Below are 20,788 nucleotides of genomic sequence, written 5' to 3'. Positions count from 1 at the left end.
ATTAGTGCTAATAACCCTAAATTTTGACACAGGTAAAACTTCAAACGTTTTCGTTAATAAGTTTTATCAAAAGCTCTTAAAAATGTGTGATTTTAAACCGAAAAAAAGGATAAAAATGAAGAAAAAAAATATTTCCCTAGGTAGAATTTAAGTATCTGTAATTTTAGTTTTGAGGTTTTTTTGAGTTTTCTTCTACTTTTGGCTCCTCTTCTTTACGTGCTTTATTAGGAAAAATTTTAGTCATTAATTCCTTAAACGTATCAAAATCTACCTGGTAACTTAAACCTACACCTTGGGTATACCCTTGACGCTCTGCTAAAAATTGTTGAATTTCGTTTTCTCTATTAAATACTTTAGCACTTAATGTACCTTTGTCATTTAATATAATTTGCACTTCCATATCACCAGCAACTACAGATTCTCCTACACCACCTACTGGAACACCAAACTTACCATTAAATAGTATTTTTTCTCCAAGTTTTGTAGATACCGTAACACCTACTCTATTTTCTGTTTGTATAGCGTTTGGATTTAGGTTTCCTTGCTCATAAACAATACCTAGGTCTAGATTTTCTCCGTTGCTTTTAAAAACAGAATTTAGTAATCCAGATGCTGTTTGCGTTAAATTACCGCTTAATGCAGTTGCATTTAAACCACTTTCTTCATTTACAAACGTACCTTGCATTAGTAAGTAAAATGCATTGTTTTGTTCAAAATTATGATCTAACAATCTATATTCTAATTCAGATTTTACAATAGAACTGGTACTTGGAAACTCTATATTAAAGTCTACTTCTGGTTTTTCTAACTCCCCTTGTAAACTTACCACAACATCTACAGGTATACGATTTGTATAGTCAGAATTATCTAATAAAGGAGCAGGATTAGCGTCTAAAGAGTAAATAGCACGCATATTAACCTCTGCGTTTAATGGCGAGCCATCCCAAATAATTGTACCACCTGGCTCCACAGTAAATTTACGGTTTATAATACCTCCATATTTGTAATTATATTCACCAGTAGCAACAGCAAATTCGCCATACATATTAAACTTATCATTGGTATTAATTTCCATTAGTATGGTACCACCACCAGTACCTTTTAAAGAACTTTTTGTGCTTGGATCTATTACTATTTCTACTTCGGCTTCTGGTGTAACATCCAAGTCAAACATCAATTCTAAACCTTCATAATTCTGCAACTCTCTTCTTTTGTCTTCTTCGGTTTGCTTGGTAACAAAATTTATAAAACTATAATCGCCTACTGTTGCAACATCACTAAGTGGTATTTTTAATGATGTACCTTTAGCTGTAGCTCCAATAACATCTATATTTAAGGCCTTGGTAGAACCGTAAATTCTTCCTGTACCATTTAAATAGCCTGTACCGTAATACAAACTCTCCTCAGAAAAATCTGTGTTTAAAATTAAAAAACGGTTGTTATTTGTATTTACATTTAGGTCTAAATCCCAAGCAGAAAAATCTTTGTGACTAATTGTACCATCTAATATTGCTGTAGTATTTTTAGCTACATCAGTTAGCTGTATGTTTTCAAAATCAAAAGTTTGTTTGTATAAATTAACTACAGAGTTGTTTGCAAATCCATAATCTACATTTAAATAATCTATTCCTAAACCTGCCTTATTTAGCAGTAATTTACCTGTAATATCCGGGTTACTTAAACGCTCTGTTATTTTAGCTTTTCCGTTAATAACGCCTCTTATATTGGAAAGTATACCTTCTCCTAAATTAGAAAAAGGCTCCATTAAAAAATCATTAAACTCTACATCTAAATCTGCCGTAGGATTACTGTTTTCGTTAGTAATTTTACCTGCAACAACTAACCTATCTTCTCCTTTATTGCGCAAATGTGTTTCTACATCAAAAGAGGTTAAGTCATCATTACCTACAATTTCTACACCCAAGTTACCTAATCTAATGTCGTTAACTGTAAAGTCTGTCATTGTTAAATTACTAGAAGGCAAATATTTACCTTCTTCTTGGTAAATATTTAAGGACCCATTTACCTCTCCTTTAAGTTCTAAGTTTTCTAATGCCGGTGTAATTTTATGTAATGACACATCACTAAACTCCAACAACAAATCTTTGTAAGTAGAGTCTATAACTTTACCACTTAAACGTATTTGTTCATTAGCTTCATTATTAAAAACAATTTCTCTAATATCTATACTATCTAAAGTTCTATTTACTACAACTTTATTTTTTTTATCTCTATTTTTATTTACAATCCACTCGTTACCTTTAAGTACTATAGAAGAACGCTTAAGCCCTATAACAGACCTGTTATTTTTATTAAAGGTGTGGTAAAAGTTTAAATAATATGTATCATCATAACCACGCCCACCAGCAAATTCTGTTCTAAAAAACAGCGTATCATTTAACTTCGTATTAATAAGTTTAAAATTATTAACATCATAAAAACTGGTTGTGGCATCATTTACAGAAATAAACGTATTAAAAAGCGGATTTTTATTATCTATTTTTACGTTAATACTATCAAGCTTATTGCCATAAGCCTCTATCTGTGGAGATTTAAAGGTGAGTTTAAAATCGCCTTCATCTGCTACAACTTTACCCCTAATAAATGTGTTAGACCCAAACTTTACTTTTGGAAAAAATACATCTACTATTTTATTGTAAATATTAAACTTAAAATCTACTTTTTGTCCTGATGAAATTTTAAAAGGTCTATAATTAGTATATATGCTCCCAATAGAATTTTGTATTAACTTATCTAACTCGTTTACCTTAAAATTACCTTCTAAATAACCAGTAATAATATCTGGAGAGTTAATAGTTATTTTACGTAGAGAATCTGTCTCAAAATTAGAAGTAACCTCAAAATCCTCAAAGTAATAGGTATCATTTTTATTTTGATAACTGGTTTCTCTAAATTTTATAGCACCAACAATATTATCTAATGTATTACCGGTAATATCCATATTAATATTGCCCTTAAATACAGATACACTATCATTTATAAAGTTTAACGCCTTAAAGTTTGCATAATCTACAGAGGCTATAAAATCAAACGTATTGTTATCTGATGAAAAATCTGCTAAACCTTTAAAATTTAGCTTTAAGTTAGGATCATTACTAAGCAAAGCACCGTCAAAAAACTGCTCTTTTAACGTACCAGATACCACTTTTATATTTTTGTAGACGTAGTTATTAAACTTAATGCTATAAACTTCACCAGTTATTTCTGTGTTCATAGTTTCTGCTACAAACCCATTACCATCTACATTGATATCTACAGTTGCCTTACCTAATGATTTATTTTCTAAAAACTTACCCAAATCAAAATCTATAAGCGATATAAATCCGTGGTAATTAGAATTATCTATATTGTTAATATTAGTTAACTCTACATCTGCATAACTACTACCAATAGCTGTGTTAACATTTACTTTAGCATTAACCAAAGTCTCTGTAATAGCCGTTGTTCCTCTAACCGTGAACTGTCCAAATTTAGAAAAGGACGAAGGCAAAACATTGCCTAATATATTTGGTAATAAAGAGCGTAACTCATAATAACTTGTGGTTACACTTTTCATATCTGCGTTTATAACATACGGTTTGCTTAAGGTAAATAAGTTTTTAAAGTTAAAATCTCCTCTAACACCAGTGTTTTCAGAAAAAAGCATTAATCTTTTTGTTGTAAGGTCATTTAAAACACCGCTAACATTGGCAGACAAGCTAACCTTTTTACCACTACCAAACTCATTGTATAGTATATTAATATCATCTAATGCTACCTCAGAGTCTGCAAAATTGGCATCTATTTGTACTTTATTTATAAAATCTGCAAAGTCTTTACGGTCATAATTAAAGACTAAATTACCTTTTAAATCAGATTCTTTTGTTTTTATCTGCAACGCATCAAACCTCATTTGTGTTCTAGAGTATTTAAATGCTGTGGTTAAGTTTTCTACCTTTGGCCCTCTTCTGCTAGTAAAAGTTAATGTGTTTATTTGTGTAGATACGTCTGGCCCTAAAATTAAAAAATCTGTTGCGCCAATATTTAAATTTTTAAAATCTAATTGTTGTGGTTTTTCTAAGTTTTCATCAATTAACTGAAACCTACTATTACCAATATTTACATTACCTGAAACCATTTTAAAAGGCTTTGCTCCTTCTGCTCTAGGTTTTTTATCATCTAACTTATCTATAAATACCTCTAAATTAGAACTGCTTTCTCCTTTGTATGTTTTTAATTTTAAATGAAGGTTGTCTACATTTATATCTCCAAACTCTAACTGTCCTTTAACTAAATTTTTAATATCTAAGATAGATGTTGTAAGGTCTCCTACATAAAAAAGAGTGTCATTTTTTTCATCTTCTGCATAAATACCCTTTGCAGATGTGTTCCAAGTAATAAAGTTAACTTTTAGCTTATCTATCTTTAAATTTGTTCCAAAGTCTTTATTTATAGTATTTGTAGCGTAATTAGCCAGGCGTGTTTGTACAGATGACAATGAAAAAACAAAAGTCGCTAACAAACAAAGCAGTAATAAAACTAGCAATATTCTTAGTAGTATTTTAAATAGTTTTTTGATAGCTCTTTATGTTTTACCTTTGTTACTTCAATATTTATTCCAAAAATACGTGGAAAAAAACAATATCTATATACTTGCAATAGAATCTTCATGTGATGACACATCTGCAGCCGTTTTACAAAATAGTAAAATGCTTAGTAATGTTGTTGCTACACAAAAGATTCATGAAGAATACGGTGGTGTTGTTCCCGAGTTAGCCTCTAGAGCACACCAACAAAACATTGTACCTGTGGTGCACCAAGCACTAGCCAAGGCAAATATCAACAAAAAAGATTTATCTGCAATAGCTTTTACAAGAGGACCCGGTTTAATGGGATCTTTGCTAGTTGGTACTTCTTTTGCCAAATCTTTATCTTTAGGGTTAAACATACCTTTAATAGAGGTTAACCATATGCAAGCCCATATACTAGCCCATTTTATTGATAATGAAACAGGTAAAAAACCAAAGTTTCCTTTTATTGGAATGACTATAAGTGGCGGACACACACAAATTGTACTGGTTAAAAGCTATTTTGATATGGAAATCTTGGGTCAAACCTTAGATGATGCTGTTGGTGAAGCCTTTGATAAAAGTGCAAAAATTTTAGGTTTACCATACCCTGGCGGACCTTTAATAGATAAGTATGCACAATTGGGTAACCCAAAAGCATTTCCGTTTCCTAAATCTAAAGTTGGTGGTTTAGACTTTAGTTTTAGTGGATTTAAAACAAGTGTACTTTATTTTATACAAAGAGAAACACAAAAAAACCCCAATTTTATAACTGAAAATTTAAACGACATTTGTGCATCTATACAATACACCATAATAAATGTATTGCTAAGCAAGCTTAAAAAAGCGGTTGCACAAACAGGTGTAAAACAAATTGCTATAGGTGGTGGCGTATCTGCAAATTCTGGCATTAGAAAAATATTGCAAGAAGCAGAACAAAAACACGGTTGGAAAACATTTATTCCGCCTTTTCAATTTTGTACAGATAATGCTGCTATGATTGGTATAGTTGGTTATTTAAAATACAAAGAAGAATTATTTACAACACAAGAAATTACCGCAAAAGCACGTTACGTAATTAACGAATAACAAACAGTAACCAAATTAATATATTTTATGCAATTATTTTATAACAGCACTTTAGACAACAGTATTTCTCAATTTGTTTTTCCTCCAGAAGAAAGCAAGCATATTGTAAAGGTGTTACGTAAGGTAGAAGGAGATGAATTGTACATAACCAATGGTAATGGCTATTTATTTACAGCTAAAATTATGGTTGCTGATGTAAAAAAATGTAAAGCGCAAATTACATCTAAAGAAAAAAAACACAGACCTATGCACTGGTTGCACGTAGCTGTTGCACCAACAAAAATGAACGATAGGTTTGAGTGGTTTTTAGAAAAAGCTACAGAAATTGGTGTAGACGAAATTACACCTATAATTTGCGACCATTCTGAACGTAAAGTACTAAAACTAGAGCGTATGGAAAAAGTATTGCAATCTGCTATGAAACAGTCCTTACAAACATACTTACCTAAATTAAACACTCCTATACCTTACACTAAGTTTGTACAAAAAGAACATAAAGATTTATTGTTTATAGCACATTGCGAAGAAGAAGAAAAAGTAGAGCTTAAAAGAAGGGTAGCTGCAGACAAAGACGTAACTATTTTAATTGGTCCTGAAGGCGATTTTTCTTCTAACGAAATTAAACAAGCTTATGAAAATGGGTTTATTCCTGTATCTTTAGGTAAAAATAGGTTACGTACAGAAACCGCTGCTATAGTAGCCTGTGCTACAGTTGCTATGATTAATAACGGATAGTATTTTAAACATTTTTAAATCACCATTTACTTGTATGAAAAAAATTGCTCTTTTATACTTTCTTTTATTAAGTACTGTAACAAATAATGTACAGGCTCAGGAAATAGCAATTTTAAAATATAATGGCGGCGGAGATTGGTATGCAAACCCAACTGCGTTACCTAACTTAATACAGTTTTGCAATAAGGAAATAGACACAAAAATAAAACCAAAACCAGCAACTGTAGAAGTTAGCAACATAGGTATTTTTCAATATCCTTTTTTACATATGACAGGACACGGAAACGTTGTTTTTTCTAATGAAGAAGCAGAAAACTTAAAAACCTACTTACTATCTGGTGGTTTTTTACATATTGATGATAATTACGGTATGGAACCGTATATAAGAAAAGAATTAGCTAAATTATTCCCAAATAAAAAACTTGAAGAATTAGGAGTTAACCACCCAATTTTTAATCAGAAATTTAAATTTAAAGACGGTTTACCTAAAATACACGAGCACAACGGAAAAAGACCACAGGCCTTTGGCATAACTCACAATAATAGACTTATATTGCTACTTACATTAGAAAGCGATTTAGGTGACGGTTGGGAAGACCCAGAAGTACATAATGATAGCCCTGATGTTAGACTTAAAGCCTTGCAAATGGGTGCAAATATTATAAAATATGTTTTTAACAACTAAACAGTAAATGAAAGCAAAAACAATAGCAGATGGCATATTACGTGCACTTGGCATTATAGTAGGTATTGTACTATTATGCTTTTTTTTATATAAAATTAGTTCTGTTTTAGTCTATATTTCTATTGCTGCTGTTGCCTCTTTAATTGGTAGGCCTATTGTTTTATTTTTGCGAGATAAATTAAAGTTTAATAACACATTAGCCGTAATTATTACAATGCTTTTTTTAATAGGCATAGTTGGTGGTATAATAGCACTTTTTATACCTCTTATAATACAACAAGGTCACAACTTAGCTTTACTAGACATTAACCAGCTACAAGGAAATATAGAAAACCTATATACTGAAGTGGTAAATTATTTTGGAGTAAGCACAACAGAATTAGAAGAAAACGTAAAATCCTCTAACTTTTTAACCAATGTAGACTTTGCCTTTATTCCAGACTTTTTAAACTCTCTTGTAGGTGTACTTGGTAGCTTAAGTATAGGGCTGTTCTCTGTGTTATTTATTACTTTTTTCTTTTTAAAAGACCGTAAATTATTTAGTGACGGACTTTTAATGCTAACGCCACAAAACAAAGAAGGACGATTTAAAAAATCTATGGACACTATTAGCAGTCTACTATCAAGATATTTTGTTGGACTTGTTTTTCAGATACTAATATTGTTTGTTATTTATACCATTGTTTTGCTAATTGTAGGTATAGAAAATGCTATTGTAATTGCTTTTTTATGCGCTTTATTAAACTTAATACCTTATGTAGGGCCAATAATTGGTGGTGCTTTAATGGTTACACTAACAATGTCCAGCAATTTAGGAGAAAGTTTTAGTGACGTTATTTTACCAAAAACAGGTTATGTAATGATAGGTTTTATTGTAGGCCAACTGGTAGATAACTTTTTTTCACAACCTTTTATCTTTTCAAACAGTGTAAAATCTCATCCATTAGAAATATTTTTAGTTATAATTATTGGCGGATTACTTTTTGGTATTACGGGTATGATTATTGCTGTTCCTGGATACACTGCTATTAAAGTAATTTTAAAAGAGTTTTTTGCAGACAATAAAATTGTAAAATCTATGACTAAAAATTTATAATCTTAAGTTTGAACACTGCTATTTTACATACCCAAGCTCAGGATTTTATTGCTCATAATTTAGATACAGATATTATGTCTGTTTTACTAAAAAAAAACACTATTGCTAATGTTACTAATAAAGAATTAGCAGCACAAATTGAAGCTAAAAATAAATGCAAAGATAAATTACCTACGTGGTTTAAAACGCCTGGTATTTACTATCCAAACAAGCTAAACATAGAACAAACCTCATCAGAAAAAACTGCTAAATACAAAGCCAGTATAGTTCACGGAAACACTTTAATAGACCTTACAGGAGGACTAGGTGTAGACTGTTTCTTTTTTGCCAAAAAAATTACAACAGTTTACCATTGCGAAATTTCTGAAAACGTATCTAAAATAGCTACACACAACTTTAATACACTAGGTGTAAACAACATTAACACCTTTACAGATAATGGCATTGAACACTTAAAAAGTTCAGATATATTTTACGACTGGATTTATATAGACCCATCTAGAAGAAATGAAGCCAAAGGAAAAGTATTTTTTTTAGAAGATTGCTTACCAAATGTACCACAACATTTAGATTTAATTTTTAGCAAAGCTAATAATATACTAATAAAAACATCTCCGCTTTTAGATTTTTCAGTTGGTATAAAGTCATTAAAAAATGTAAAAGAAATACATGTTGTAGCCCTTAATAATGATGTAAAAGAATTGCTCTGGATTTTAGAAAAAGAATATGCAGGAGATATACACATTAAAACAATAAACCTAACTAAAACTGAAGATGCACTTTTTTCTTTTAACTATACAGATGAAAAAGAAATTGTATTAAACTATAGTAAACCTCAACAGTACATTTACGAGCCAAATTCGGCTATTTTAAAAGCAGGAGCTTTTAAAGCTGTTGCTGCACATTACAAATTACATAAATTACATGAACATACACATTTATACACTTCTAACACCTTACTAAATTTTGCAGGCAGATGTTTTAAGGTTGAAAAGCAAATAGCTTTTAACAAAAAGGAAATTCAGCGTTTACAACTAACAAAAGCAAATATTACAACACGTAATTTTCCTGAAAGTGTAGCTAATATTCGTAAAAAGTTTAAAATTAAAGATGGTGGCAACACTTACCTATTTTTTACAACAGACTGCAATAACTCTAAAATTGTATTGCTCTGTAGTAAAATACAATAATATTACTCACCACAGTCCCACTTAAAATTTGCTACTTTTGCATTAGACATTGCAGACAAATTGTAATGCCACCACTCTGTACGTATAGACCAAAATCCGTGCTTTTCCATAGTTTCTTTTAGCAACTTTCTGTTTGCTAAAATTTCTTTAGGTAAATTGGTATTATCATGATATGCTTTTTTACCAAAAAAATCAAAATCTGTTCCCATATCTACTTCTACACCATCTAATGTCTCTAGGGTAATATCTACAGCACCACCTTTGTTATGTATAGACCCTTTTTTAGGGTTTGCTACATATTGCGGGTTTGGTACAATCTTCCACATTTTATATTGCACAGAATTTGGTCTGTAACAATCAAAAAACTTAATACGGTATCCAAGCTTTATAAAATCTGAATTAGCTGCTAAAAGTGCCTTAGCTGTTTTAACGCGAGTATAACACTCAGGACAATCATACACCTTAGCTTTTAAAAAATTATTTGTTGTTGCGTAACGTAAATCATAAGCAAAATCTCCACTATAATCTGCCAAACGTACAAAAGTGGTATCTGCCAAACCAGATAAAGTTTTGTATTTAATCTCTTGCTTAACTGGTGGTACTACAACAGTATCTTTTTTAATAGCGACTGTATCTTTTTCTAATACATTAGTTGCCATTTTGGTTTTATTTTTTTTGCATGCAAAAACAAAACAAATTAGAGAAGCTGCAAGTATGTGTTTAATTTTCATTGTTATTTTTTTTCAAAAACATCTATAGCAAAATTGCCTTTAGATTATAACTCTAAAGGCAATTTAACATTCTTAATTTAAAAGTGAATGATTTATGTAATTAAATTCATATCATCATCCCACTCTGCCATTACATTTCTCTTGCTTTGTTCTACAAACTTAGGCATCCATTCTTTTGGGTAAGATTTTCCGTGCTTATCCAGTACATCTTGTGGCACACCATCCCAAACATTTGGTGTATTTCCCTTATAACCTAGATCTTCTATACCTTCTTTAGATGTATAATAACCTGTAACAGTTAAATTACGCATTAATGAAAAAAAGTTTTGCTCATAAGTTGGCTCTTCTTTATCTGGATAAGCAATAGCATCTAAAATAACTTTTTGCTGCTCTGGTGTAGCTTTTTTAAACTCTACTCCATAATCTTTATTACTTGTATGGTCTAACCACATTAAACCTCCCTTAAGCTGTGTTTGGTATGCAGGTATATCTTTAGCCATAAACTCTATAAAATCTGGAACACCAATATCTGTGGCGCTACCATATTTTTCATTTGCTGGTAAAATTAAAGCACATAATACACCTAAGGTTTCCATTTGGTGTTCATTAAAAAATTGTTCTGCATTTAATTTTGCTATTTGCTCTTTTTCTTCTGGTGTACGTCCAAAATACTTTTCATCTACAACTGCTTCTTCTGTACTAGTTGTATCACTATCTACACCTGGTTTACAACCGTTTAAAGCTAAACCACCGGCTACACCGCCAAGAATAATAGATTTTATACTTTTTCTTCTATCCATAACTTAGATATTTTGCTGTTTAAACTGTTCTACAATATAATCTGACGTTCTCCAAGCCAATGCTAAAATTGTCCAGGTTGGATTTTTATCTGCCTGAGAAACAAACGGACCAGCATCTACAATAAAAACGTTGTCTACATCATGCATTTGTTCATACTTATTTACTACAGACGTTTTTGGATTATCTCCCATACGTGTTGTACCAACCTCATGAATAATTTCACCAGGTTTGTTAAGTCCATAATCTTGCTCTGCAGTTGGTGTATCTCCTAACACTTTACCACCCATATTATGAATTATTTCTTCAAACGTTTCTTGCATATGCTTTGCTTGTTTACGCTCATAATCTGTCCACTCATAATTAAAACGTAATACTGGTATACCATATTCATCTACAGTGGTTGGGTCTATTTCACAGTAATTAGTTTCTTGGGCAATAGACTCTCCTCTACCACCAAAACCTAAGGTAGCACCGTAATACTTTTTTACATCTGCACGCAAGCTGTTGCCATAGCCCCCAACTTTTTCTCCAAAGTATTCATTAAAACCATTAGGGTTAAAACCAAAACCGTAGTTTGGCATACCCATACCTCCCCAAACCTCTATATGGTAACCTCTAGGGAAATCTAATTTTTTATTGTCTAACCACCAAGGAGAATATACATGCATACCACCTACACCGTCTTCGTTATACATTTTACGGTCCATTAATGCCGGTATAAAACCACCTCTACTAGAACCCGTAGAATCATGTAGGTACTTACCAATTAAACCGCTACTATTACCTAAACCTGCTGGGTGTTGTTTACTTTTAGAATTTAAAAGGATACGCGCAGAGCTACAAGCAGAAGCTGCCATAACAACAACCTTACCTTTAAGTCTGTACTCTTTACGGTCTTCTTTATTTATATATAAAACACCTGTAGCTTTACCTTCGTCATTAGTAGTTACTTCTCTAACCATAGAGTTTACAAACAAATCTATTTGTCCGCCATTATTCTGTGCCGGAAAAATTAAGCAACTCCCAGATGAAAAATCTGCATAGTATTGGCATGATCTAGCACACTGCCCGCAATAGACACATACACCACGGTCTTTATTCACTTTTTTAGTAACCATAGACATACGAGCAGGTATTACAGGAACACCAGATTTTTTTGCTCCATCCATGTAATACAATTCATGTAATCTAGGTTTTGGTGCTGGCAAGAAAAACCCGTCTGGCTCATTTACCAAACCTTCTTTAGATCCAAAAACACCAATTAGTTTATCTACTTTATCATAATATGGCTTAACATCATCATAACCAATTGGCCAATTTTCTCCTAAACCATCTACATCTTTATGTTTAAAATCTCTTTCACTAAAACGTAAAGAAATACGTCCCCAGTGGTTGGTTCTACCACCAAGCATTCTAGATCTAAACCAAGCAAATTTAGATCCATTTTTTTGCGTATACGGCTCTCCTTCTATGTTCCATCCACCCAAAGCCATATCAAACTCTCCAAAATCTCTAACGGTATTAGCTCCTCTACGCGGAGACTCATAAGGCCATTTAAATTGGGTTTGTTGTTTTGGGTCTTTGGGATCAAAAAAAGGACCTGCTTCTACTACAGCAACTTTTAGTCCGGCTTCAGACAAAACTTTAGTTGCCATACCTCCACCAGCACCAGAACCAACTATGATAACATCGTACATAGTTGAAGATTCTATTATCTGCATATTATTTTAGTTTAAGTTAATTTGGTTGTTTACAACATTTAGAGCTTCTGTTTATACTCTTATATTGTTTTTTTGTTTGGTATTTTTTAAATAACAGAAGTCACTAATTTAGAATTTTTAATCATAAAAAAATTAAAAAATATGTTAATACAATTAATTAAGAATGATTTTATAGTTAAAAAATAAGAACTATCTACTTGTAATTTAAGCTCGTAAAAACACTATTACAGCAGTAAAAATATCTTTAAAATTACAGGCATACTGCAGTAAACAGATAAACATTTTACCATTTATTTAACAGTATAGCAATAAGGGTTATGCATTTTACCTACGTCTATTACTAAAACTCACAAAAAACTAACAAAATTTTAAAATGAAAAAAATTACAACATTACTCTGTTTATTTCTATGCTTAGGTGTTTATGCCCAGCAACTAGATTTAAACCAGCCGTTACCTGTGAACACCAAATTTAAGAAAGGTGTTTTACCAAATGGTATGACTTATTACATTTACAGTACAGATGTTACCAAAGGCGTAGCCAGTTACTACATTATACAAAATGTGGGCTCTATACTAGAAAACGATAACCAACAAGGTTTAGCTCACTTTTTAGAACATATGGCCTTTAACGGTACAAAAAACTTTGAAGAAAAAGGTATTTTAAACACATTACAAAAACACGGAGCTGTTTTTGGCAGAGATATTAATGCATACACAAGTTTTGATGAGACTGTATATAATATGGACAATATACCTACTAAAGATGGGCTAATAGATACTTGTTTATTGGTATTACATGATTGGTCTAACTACCTATTACTTACAGATGAGGAGATTGATGCAGAACGTGGTGTTATTAAAGAAGAATGGAGAACACGCCAAAATGGTAGAATGAGAATTTTGCAACAATCTTTACCTGTTGTGTTTAACAACTCTAAATACAGCAAAAGGTTGCCTATTGGCTTAATGAATATTGTAGAGAATTTTGAGTACAAAGCCTTAAGAGATTTTTACCATGATTGGTACCGTACAGATTTACAAGCTATTGCAATTGTTGGTGATATTAACGTAGATGAAATTGAACAAAAAATAAAAGATAAATTTTCTAAAATACCAGCTGTTAAAAACCCTAAAGAACGCTTTTATGTAGAAATACCTGGAAATAAAGAAATGCTTTATAACATTGCTATGGATGAAGAAGTATCTACAGCAAATATTAGTTTTAGCATTAATCACTCTAAAAAAATTAAAGAGCAAACTATTGGGGACCTTAAAACATCTCTTTTAAGAAATATAGCAACATCTATGGTGTCTACTAGACTTGGTGAGATACAACAACAACCAGATGCTCCTTTTTTAGCCGCAAGAGTTAGGTTTACAGAAAAAGCAAAACTTAATAATGATTTATCTATTGATATTACCCCAAAGCCAGGTAAACAACAAGAAGCTTTTAAAACAGTAATGAATGAGGTTAACAGAGCTTTAAAATTTGGATTTACAGATGGTGAAATAGATCGTATAAAAAAACAATACGCAAACTATTATGAAAATGCTATTAGTAAGGAAGAAGATACACCTCACGGCCAATTAATAAAGTCTATACAAGCCAATTACTTATCTAAACAAACTATTACTCCTATTGCAGAAGAATATAAAATTGTACAAGCAATATTTTCATCTGTCACTAAAGAAGATTTTAATAATACCCTTAAAGCTCTTTACTCTAAAGAAAACAGAACATTAAGTGTTACTGGTGTTAAAGGAAAAAACAACCTTACAAAAGAAGAAGGACTTGTTATTATCAATGCATCTGAAAATAACAGTGAGTTAACTGCTTATACAGATAAATTTAGTGGCAAAACATTAATATCTGATGTAAATATTACAGTAGGCAGTGTTGTATCTGAAGAAGAAAACAAAGAAACAGGAGCTACAATTTTTACACTAAGTAATGGTGTTAAAGTGTATTACAAATTTGCAGACAAAAATAAAAACGATGTTAAACTAGTAGCTACAAGCTATGGTGGTACTTCTTTATTAGCTACAGAAGATTTACCTTCTGCTAATATTATGGGTAACATAGTACAAATGTCTGGCTTGGGAGATTTTTCTGCCACAGAGTTACCAAAAGTATTGGCTGGTAAAACTGCAAACACAAGTATTAACTTATCAGATTTAACAGAAAGTATTAGTGGCTCATCTACAACTAAAGATGTAGAAACTATGCTACAAATGGTTTATTTACGTTTTGAAAAACCAAGGTTTGATGAAGATGCTTATAAGGTATTACAAGGTAACATTACCAACTATTTGGCTCGTAAAAGCAAAGACATAAATTCTAAAATGCAAGACAGTGTTACTGTTACGTTGTACGGTAACAACAATCCTAAAGTTCGTCTTATGGATAAAGCATATATGGAAGATGTTACTTTTAATAAAATGAAAGCTGTTTACCTAGACAGGTTTAAGAATGCTGCTGATTTTACATTTTTTGTTGTTGGTGATGTTAAAAAAGATGCATTAAAACCATTGCTAGCAAAATATATTGCAAGTATTTCAGCCAATACTAGTAAAGAAAATTACAAAGTAGACCCTATAGTTTGGACAAGCAATGCTATAGACAAAGATATCTTCTTAAAAATGGAAGATGAAAAAGGATCTGTTAGAGTTGGCTACAAAAACGAGATGAAATACAGCTTAAAGAATGCTATTTTAGCAAGTGCTTTAGGAGATATTTTACAATTAAGGGTTACAGAAACTGTTAGAGAAGCAGAAGGTGGCGCTTACTCTCCAAGAGCTGGTGCAAGCTTTTCTAAAAGACCAATATCTGAAGGAAGTATTTCTGTTGGTTTTGATTGTAACCCAGATAAAGTAGACGATTTATTAAAAATTGTTCACGTAGAAATTAAAAAAATAGCTAACGGAAAAATAAATCAGACAGATTTAGACAAAACTTTAACCAACTTTATTAAAGAACGTAAAGAGTCTAAAGACTACAATAGTTATGATATGAGCTTGCTTCAAAATTATGTTTTAGAAGGATATAATATGAACAATCCTAAGAATTTTGAAAACATTATAAGCGCTATTACTACTAAAGACATTCAAAAATTTACAAAAACATTATTAAAAGGCGCAAAAACTTACGAAATTGCGTTCAAACCTAAACAACAATAACTTATGAAAAAATCAATTTATGCGTTTGGTTTAGCTGTAATTAGCTTAGCCTCTTGTAAAACAGAATCTACTCCTGTAGACTATGCTGTAGTTACAGGAAAAATTAAAAATGCAAGCAGTAAAGAGCTAATTATTGCTAGTTTTAGCAATAGAAAAGCTATAGATACAGTTACTATTGCTGCAGATGGTACTTTTACAGATACTATTGCAAATCCAAAAGGGCATTATGCAGTTATTAATGATAAAAACAGAACCGATATTTACTTAGAGGAAGGTTTTAATATTGCACTTAATGCAGATGCTACAGATTTTAACAAAAGTATTGTTATAACTGGCAATGGTTCTACAGAAAACAGCTTTTTTAAAGCAAAAAAAGAAAAAGAAGCTACTTTTAAAAGTGACACCAATCCATATACTTTAGATGAGGCAGCTTTTAAGGAAGAAATGACTTCTCAAAAAAAGGCATTAAACTCTTTAGTAGATAATACAGAAGGTTTAACAGAAGCATTTAAAACAACTCAAAAGAACGATAATAATTACAGTTACCTAGTAAATTTATCTAACTATGAAAGATACCACCAACACTATGCTAAAAAACCAGAGTTTAAAGTTTCTGACAACTTTTTAGCAGAGCTAGACGCTATAGACATTACTAATGACAAAGATTTTAGCAACTCTAGTGCTTATAAATCTTTGGTAACTGCCCACTACAGTAAAATTGCAACTAAAAAGGCAGAAAAAGACAGTATTTCTTTTGACTTAGCTATGCTTAAAACTGTTGCTCCAATAGAATCTGATGCTATTAGAAATGGCTTATTAAAAGATGCTATTTTTGGTATTACTATTACAGATAAGTTAGACGAGTACTATAACACCTTTATCTCTGCATCTACAGATGAAGAGATAAACAAGACAGTTAAAGATTATTATACTAAATTAAAAGCAGTAGAAAAAGGCAATCCTTCTCCTAAGTTTGTTGGTTATGAAAATCACGCTGGTGGTAAAACTTCTTTAGAAGATTTAAAAGGTAAATATGTGTATATAGATGTTTGGGCTACTTGGTGCGGACCTTGTTTGGCAGAAATACCTGCTTTAAAAGAAACAGAAGAAGCATATCATAACAAAAACATAGAGTTTGTTAGCATCTCTGTAGATAGACCAGATGCCTATAATAAATGGAAACAAATGGTTATTGATAAAGAATTAGGCGGCATACAATTAATTGCTGATAATAATTTTGAATCTGATTTTATACAAGACTATGTTATACAAGGTATTCCTAAATTTATATTATTAGATACAGAAGGTAATATTGTAAATGCAAATGCTCCTAGACCATCTGACCCTAAGTTAAAAGAAGTTTTAAATAGCCTGTTATAATACAGTAAACTATACAATTTAAAATATAAAAATCATCTTGGTAATTTATCAAGATGATTTTTTTTATTCAATATTTTTATTTTTTTATCACCCAAACCACTTATAATCTACTCATATATTAAGAAAGCGTAAACTTAACTTTAAAATATTAACCAATTTTAACAACATTAAAGTAAGGGTTCTTTGTTATTTTTACGTCTTATATTATATATCCATAAATATTATATTTTGAATAAACGTACTTTTTATTTCCTACTAGTTATTTTTACTACTGCTTTTAGCAGTACAGTAAAAGCACAGATCTTAGACCCAGTAAGTTGGTCTACATCTGTAGAAAAAATTTCTGATACAGAATACGATTTAGTCATGAAAGCAACTATAGATGCTTCATGGCATTTATATTCTCAGCATTTAGAAGAAGGCGGACCAGTTGCTACTGAATTTACTTTTGTTGAAAGTGAGGACTATACATTAGTAGACTCACCATCTGAAGAAGAAGGACATTCTGCTCCAGAACCTGCTTTTGATAATATGATGGTTAAATATTTTGAAAACTCCGCAACATTTAAACAACGTATAAAACTTGTAAACAAAGAGTTATCTGTAGTTAAAGGAGAAGTAAACTATATGGTTTGTAATGACTCGCAATGCTTACCTCCTACTTACAAAGACATCGTATTTAATATAAAAGCAGAAAAAGCCCCTGCAACAACAGAAGCTAAAAAAAACGAAGCTAATACTAGCAAAGAATCTAAAGAAAAAGAAGGTTCTGAAAAAGGGTTATTCTCTATCTTCTTTATTGCATTTTTATCTGGTTTTGCTGCCTTACTAACGCCTTGTGTGTTTCCTATGATACCTATGACGGTTAGTTTCTTTACAAAACAAAGTAAAACTAAAGCTAAAGGTGTACGAAATGCAATAATATATGGTATATCTATTATTGTAATATACCTATTATTAGGTATTATAGTCAGTGCTGTGTTTGGTGCAGATGCTCTAAACGCATTATCTACCAATGTATGGTTTAACTTAATCTTTTTTGTACTATTATTAATTTTTGCTGCATCCTTCTTAGGTGCTTTTGAAATTATGCTACCAAATTCTTGGGCTAATAAAGTAGACAAACAAGCAGACCGTGGTGGTTTGGTTGGTATATTTTTTATGGCATTAGCTTTAGCTATAGTATCTTTCTCTTGTACAGGACCAATTGTTGGCACCTTATTAGTGCAAGCTGCTTCTGGCGGTAGCCAAATAGGCCCAATTGTAGGTATGTTTGGTTTCTCTTTAGCAATTGCTCTTCCATTTGCTTTATTTGCAGCATTCCCAGGTTGGTTAAATTCTTTACCTAAATCTGGCGGATGGTTAAACTCTGTAAAAGTTGTTTTAGGATTCTTAGAACTTGCTTTAGCATTTAAATTCTTATCTAACGCAGATATGGTTTTACAAATGCACTTACTAGAACGCGAAGTATTTATAGCAATATGGATTGCTGTTTTTGGAGCATTAACACTATACTTATTTGGTAAATTACAACTACCTCATGATTCGCCGTTAAAACATATTTCTGTAGGCAGATTAAGTTTAGGTCTAGTAACATTAGCATTAACAGTATATATGATTCCTGGTTTATGGGGAGCTCCATTAAACTTAATTAGTGCTTTTCCTCCGCCACAGCATTATAGTGAGTCTCCTTATGGTGTTGGTAATATGCAAACTGGTGGTGGTACAGCTACTCATACTCAAGAAGTACCAGAAGGTGCACATTTAATGGCACCACATAACATACTTGCTTTTAACGACTATGAAAAAGGGTTAGCTTACGCTAAAAAAGTAAACAAACCTGTTATGATAGATTTTACAGGTCACGCTTGTGTTAACTGTAGAAAAATGGAACAAAACGTTTGGGTAAAAGACAATGTTTTAAATGTGTTAAAGAATGATGTTGTTTTAATTTCTTTATATGTTGATGAAAAAATTAAGTTTGAAGGAGAAGCTCCTGACTCTAAATTACGTCCAGGTAAAAAGCTCCGCTATACAGGGCAACAATGGAGTGAGTTACAACAAATACGTTATGGCACTAATGCACAGCCATACTATGTGCTTATTGGCCATGATGAAGAAAACTTAAACGAACCCGTTGCTTACACACCAGATGTAACCGAGTATCACAATTGGTTAAAAGAAGGTGTATCTAACTTTAAAAATAAATAATATGGTATGCAATTTGTATACTAACTAACAACTTAAAAAATTTACAATGAAAAAATATTTTTTAGCAATTGTTGTATTAGCAATAAGTATTAGCTCATACGGACAAATATTAGAACCAGTTACTTGGAAAACATCAGTAAAAAAAATATCTGCTACAGAGTATGATTTAGTTGCTACAGCCACTATAGATGATGGCTGGCACTTATACTCACAAGTAGTACCTGAAGGCGGACCAATAGCTACTGCTTTCATTTTTGAAACAGGAGATAACTATACAACAATTGGTAAAACTAAAGAAGGTAAGGGACATACAGTAGACGACCCTGTATTTAATATGAAAATTACCTATTTTGAAAAAAAAGCTAGTTTTACACAACGTATAAAATTAACTAAACCAGGTAAAACTTCTGTTGTAGCTGAAGTAGAGTTTATGGTTTGTGACGACTCTAGATGCTTGCCTCCTACTTACGTAGATTTGGATTTTACAATACAATAAAAAGAACACACAAATTAGCCTAAAAGAGAGTTACCTAATAGTAGCTCTTTTTTTATGCATAAAAATTAAATTAGTTAGGTAAAACACTAACCATCATTTGGTATGGACTTAATTTTTATTAAATTTGCCTTTATACTAATTTTTATAGCATTTTAATTTATGGGAAGAGCGTTTGAGTTTAGAAAGGCACGTAAAATGAAGCGTTGGTCTGCAATGTCTAAAGCATTTACTCGTATAGGTAAAGACATAGTAATGGCTGTTAAAGAAGGAGGTCCAGATCCTGACTCTAATGCGCGTTTAAGAGCTGTTATTCAAAACGCAAAGTCCGTAAATATGCCTAAAGATAACGTGGAGCGCGCTATTAAAAGAGCTTCGGACAAAAGTTTAGGAGACTTTAAAGAGGTGCTTTTTGAAGGTTATGCACCTCACGGTATTGCAATTTTAGTAGAAACTGCTACGGACAATAACACCAGAACAGTAGCCAATGTACGTAGCTACTTTAATAAATGTAATGGTAGCTTAGGAACATCTGGTTCTGTAGAGTTTATGTTTGACCATACTTGTAATTTTAGAATTCCTGCAGAAGGCATAGACCCAGAAGAATTAGAACTAGAATTAATAGATTTTGGAGCAGAAGAAGTGTTTGTAGATGATGATGGTATTTTAATTTATGCTCCTTTTGAAAGCTTTGGTGCATTACAAAAAGAATTAGAATCTAGAGGTATTGAAATTTTATCATCTGGTTTTGAACGTATACCACAAGTTACAAAGGAACTAGAAAATGAAGAGCACGTTGCCGAGGTAGAAAAATTATTAGAAAAATTAGAAGAAGATGATGACGTACAAAACGTTTATCATTCTATGAAAGAATAGTTTTTTATTACAATAAATATAAATAAAGCCCTTA

At 31.6% G+C, this 20,788-nt stretch carries 14 protein-coding genes; 10 read left to right on the top strand and 4 right to left on the bottom strand.

All coding sequences use genetic code 11. The features are described 5' to 3' along the window. Positions 1 to 163: 163 nt before the first annotated feature. Positions 164 to 4,546, bottom strand: coding sequence for a translocation/assembly module TamB domain-containing protein (locus BFJ87_RS07780; RefSeq protein WP_077402394.1), 4,383 nt, complete (start codon positions 4,544 to 4,546; stop codon positions 164 to 166). A gap of 82 nt (positions 4,547 to 4,628) precedes the next feature. Here BFJ87_RS07780 and tsaD point away from each other — a divergent pair, with 82 nt between their 5' ends. From tsaD to BFJ87_RS07755, 5 genes are read left to right on the top strand one after another with little or no spacing between them, the layout of a single operon-like run. Continuing rightward, positions 4,629 to 5,657 (top strand): tRNA (adenosine(37)-N6)-threonylcarbamoyltransferase complex transferase subunit TsaD, encoded by a 1,029-nt coding sequence (gene tsaD, locus BFJ87_RS07775; protein WP_077402391.1) that lies wholly within the window; start codon positions 4,629 to 4,631, stop codon positions 5,655 to 5,657. Positions 5,658 to 5,684: 27 nt separating this feature from the next. Next, the gene (locus BFJ87_RS07770; RefSeq protein WP_077402388.1) at positions 5,685 to 6,392 is read left to right on the top strand and encodes a 16S rRNA (uracil(1498)-N(3))-methyltransferase; all 708 of its coding nucleotides are present in this window, start codon (positions 5,685 to 5,687) and stop codon (positions 6,390 to 6,392) included. A 34-nt stretch (positions 6,393 to 6,426) separates the two neighbouring features. Then, positions 6,427 to 7,077 (top strand): DUF4159 domain-containing protein, encoded by a 651-nt coding sequence (locus tag BFJ87_RS07765; protein WP_077402385.1) that lies wholly within the window; start codon positions 6,427 to 6,429, stop codon positions 7,075 to 7,077. A 7-nt stretch (positions 7,078 to 7,084) separates the two neighbouring features. Continuing rightward, positions 7,085 to 8,173 (top strand): AI-2E family transporter, encoded by a 1,089-nt coding sequence (locus tag BFJ87_RS07760; protein WP_077402382.1) that lies wholly within the window; start codon positions 7,085 to 7,087, stop codon positions 8,171 to 8,173. Positions 8,174 to 8,181: 8 nt separating this feature from the next. After that, positions 8,182 to 9,363: a THUMP-like domain-containing protein gene (locus tag BFJ87_RS07755; RefSeq protein WP_077402379.1), complete on the top strand. Its 1,182-nt coding sequence runs from the start codon at positions 8,182 to 8,184 to the stop codon at positions 9,361 to 9,363. A 2-nt stretch (positions 9,364 to 9,365) separates the two neighbouring features. On the opposite strand, the gene BFJ87_RS07750 is transcribed toward BFJ87_RS07755, so the two are convergent. The 3 genes from BFJ87_RS07750 to BFJ87_RS07740 form a co-directional block, all read right to left on the bottom strand. After that, the gene (locus tag BFJ87_RS07750; RefSeq protein WP_077402376.1) at positions 9,366 to 10,094 is read right to left on the bottom strand and encodes a M15 family metallopeptidase; all 729 of its coding nucleotides are present in this window, start codon (positions 10,092 to 10,094) and stop codon (positions 9,366 to 9,368) included. 92 nt (positions 10,095 to 10,186) lie between these two features. Further along, positions 10,187 to 10,894 carry a gluconate 2-dehydrogenase subunit 3 family protein gene (locus tag BFJ87_RS07745; protein WP_077402373.1) on the bottom strand — a complete coding sequence of 236 codons (708 nt, stop codon included), beginning with the start codon at positions 10,892 to 10,894 and terminating at the stop codon, positions 10,187 to 10,189. A gap of 3 nt (positions 10,895 to 10,897) precedes the next feature. Next, on the bottom strand, positions 10,898 to 12,616 hold the full coding sequence (locus BFJ87_RS07740) for a GMC family oxidoreductase (RefSeq protein ID WP_077402370.1): 1,719 nt from the start codon (positions 12,614 to 12,616) through the stop codon (positions 10,898 to 10,900). Positions 12,617 to 12,989: 373 nt separating this feature from the next. On the opposite strand from BFJ87_RS07740, the gene BFJ87_RS07735 reads away from it, so the two are divergent. The 5 genes from BFJ87_RS07735 to BFJ87_RS07715 all read left to right on the top strand — a co-directional run bounded on the left by BFJ87_RS07735 (position 12,990) and on the right by BFJ87_RS07715 (position 20,754). After that, the gene (locus BFJ87_RS07735; RefSeq protein WP_077402367.1) at positions 12,990 to 15,794 is read left to right on the top strand and encodes a M16 family metallopeptidase; all 2,805 of its coding nucleotides are present in this window, start codon (positions 12,990 to 12,992) and stop codon (positions 15,792 to 15,794) included. Positions 15,795 to 15,797: 3 nt separating this feature from the next. After that, a complete protein-coding gene (locus BFJ87_RS07730) occupies positions 15,798 to 17,174 on the top strand; it encodes a TlpA disulfide reductase family protein (RefSeq protein ID WP_077402364.1) in 1,377 nt (458 codons plus the stop codon). Positions 17,175 to 17,402: 228 nt separating this feature from the next. Further along, complete coding sequence (locus BFJ87_RS07725; protein ID WP_420836112.1) at positions 17,403 to 19,385, top strand: protein-disulfide reductase DsbD family protein; 1,983 nt, start codon at positions 17,403 to 17,405, stop codon at positions 19,383 to 19,385. Between the two features lie 46 nt (positions 19,386 to 19,431). Continuing rightward, positions 19,432 to 19,881, top strand: coding sequence for a protein-disulfide reductase DsbD domain-containing protein (locus tag BFJ87_RS07720; RefSeq protein ID WP_077402361.1), 450 nt, complete (start codon positions 19,432 to 19,434; stop codon positions 19,879 to 19,881). Positions 19,882 to 20,040: 159 nt separating this feature from the next. Continuing rightward, a complete protein-coding gene (locus BFJ87_RS07715; RefSeq protein ID WP_013622143.1) occupies positions 20,041 to 20,754 on the top strand; it encodes a YebC/PmpR family DNA-binding transcriptional regulator in 714 nt (237 codons plus the stop codon). Positions 20,755 to 20,788: the final 34 nt, after the last annotated feature.

Source organism: Cellulophaga omnivescoria, assembly GCF_001999725.1.
Lineage (GTDB): Bacteria > Bacteroidota > Bacteroidia > Flavobacteriales > Flavobacteriaceae > Cellulophaga > Cellulophaga omnivescoria.
The sequence above is the reverse complement of the archived record's forward strand: the minus strand, read 5'-3'. Positions and strand labels throughout refer to the sequence as shown.

Excerpts from the sequence above, each read along its gene's own strand:
- BFJ87_RS07730 (WP_077402364.1), top strand. The coding sequence starts at position 15,798 with ATGAAAAAATCAATTTATGCGTTTGGTTTAGCTGTAATTAGCTTAGCC.
- BFJ87_RS07765 (WP_077402385.1), top strand. The coding sequence starts at position 6,427 with ATGAAAAAAATTGCTCTTTTATACTTTCTTTTATTAAGTACTGTAACA.
- BFJ87_RS07760 (WP_077402382.1), top strand. The coding sequence starts at position 7,085 with ATGAAAGCAAAAACAATAGCAGATGGCATATTACGTGCACTTGGCATT.
- BFJ87_RS07745 (WP_077402373.1), bottom strand. The coding sequence starts at position 10,894 with ATGGATAGAAGAAAAAGTATAAAATCTATTATTCTTGGCGGTGTAGCC.
- BFJ87_RS07750 (WP_077402376.1), bottom strand. The coding sequence starts at position 10,094 with ATGAAAATTAAACACATACTTGCAGCTTCTCTAATTTGTTTTGTTTTT.
- BFJ87_RS07720 (WP_077402361.1), top strand. The coding sequence starts at position 19,432 with ATGAAAAAATATTTTTTAGCAATTGTTGTATTAGCAATAAGTATTAGC.
- BFJ87_RS07715 (WP_013622143.1), top strand. The coding sequence starts at position 20,041 with ATGGGAAGAGCGTTTGAGTTTAGAAAGGCACGTAAAATGAAGCGTTGG.
- BFJ87_RS07735 (WP_077402367.1), top strand. The coding sequence starts at position 12,990 with ATGAAAAAAATTACAACATTACTCTGTTTATTTCTATGCTTAGGTGTT.
- BFJ87_RS07740 (WP_077402370.1), bottom strand. The coding sequence starts at position 12,616 with ATGCAGATAATAGAATCTTCAACTATGTACGATGTTATCATAGTTGGT.
- BFJ87_RS07770 (WP_077402388.1), top strand. The coding sequence starts at position 5,685 with ATGCAATTATTTTATAACAGCACTTTAGACAACAGTATTTCTCAATTT.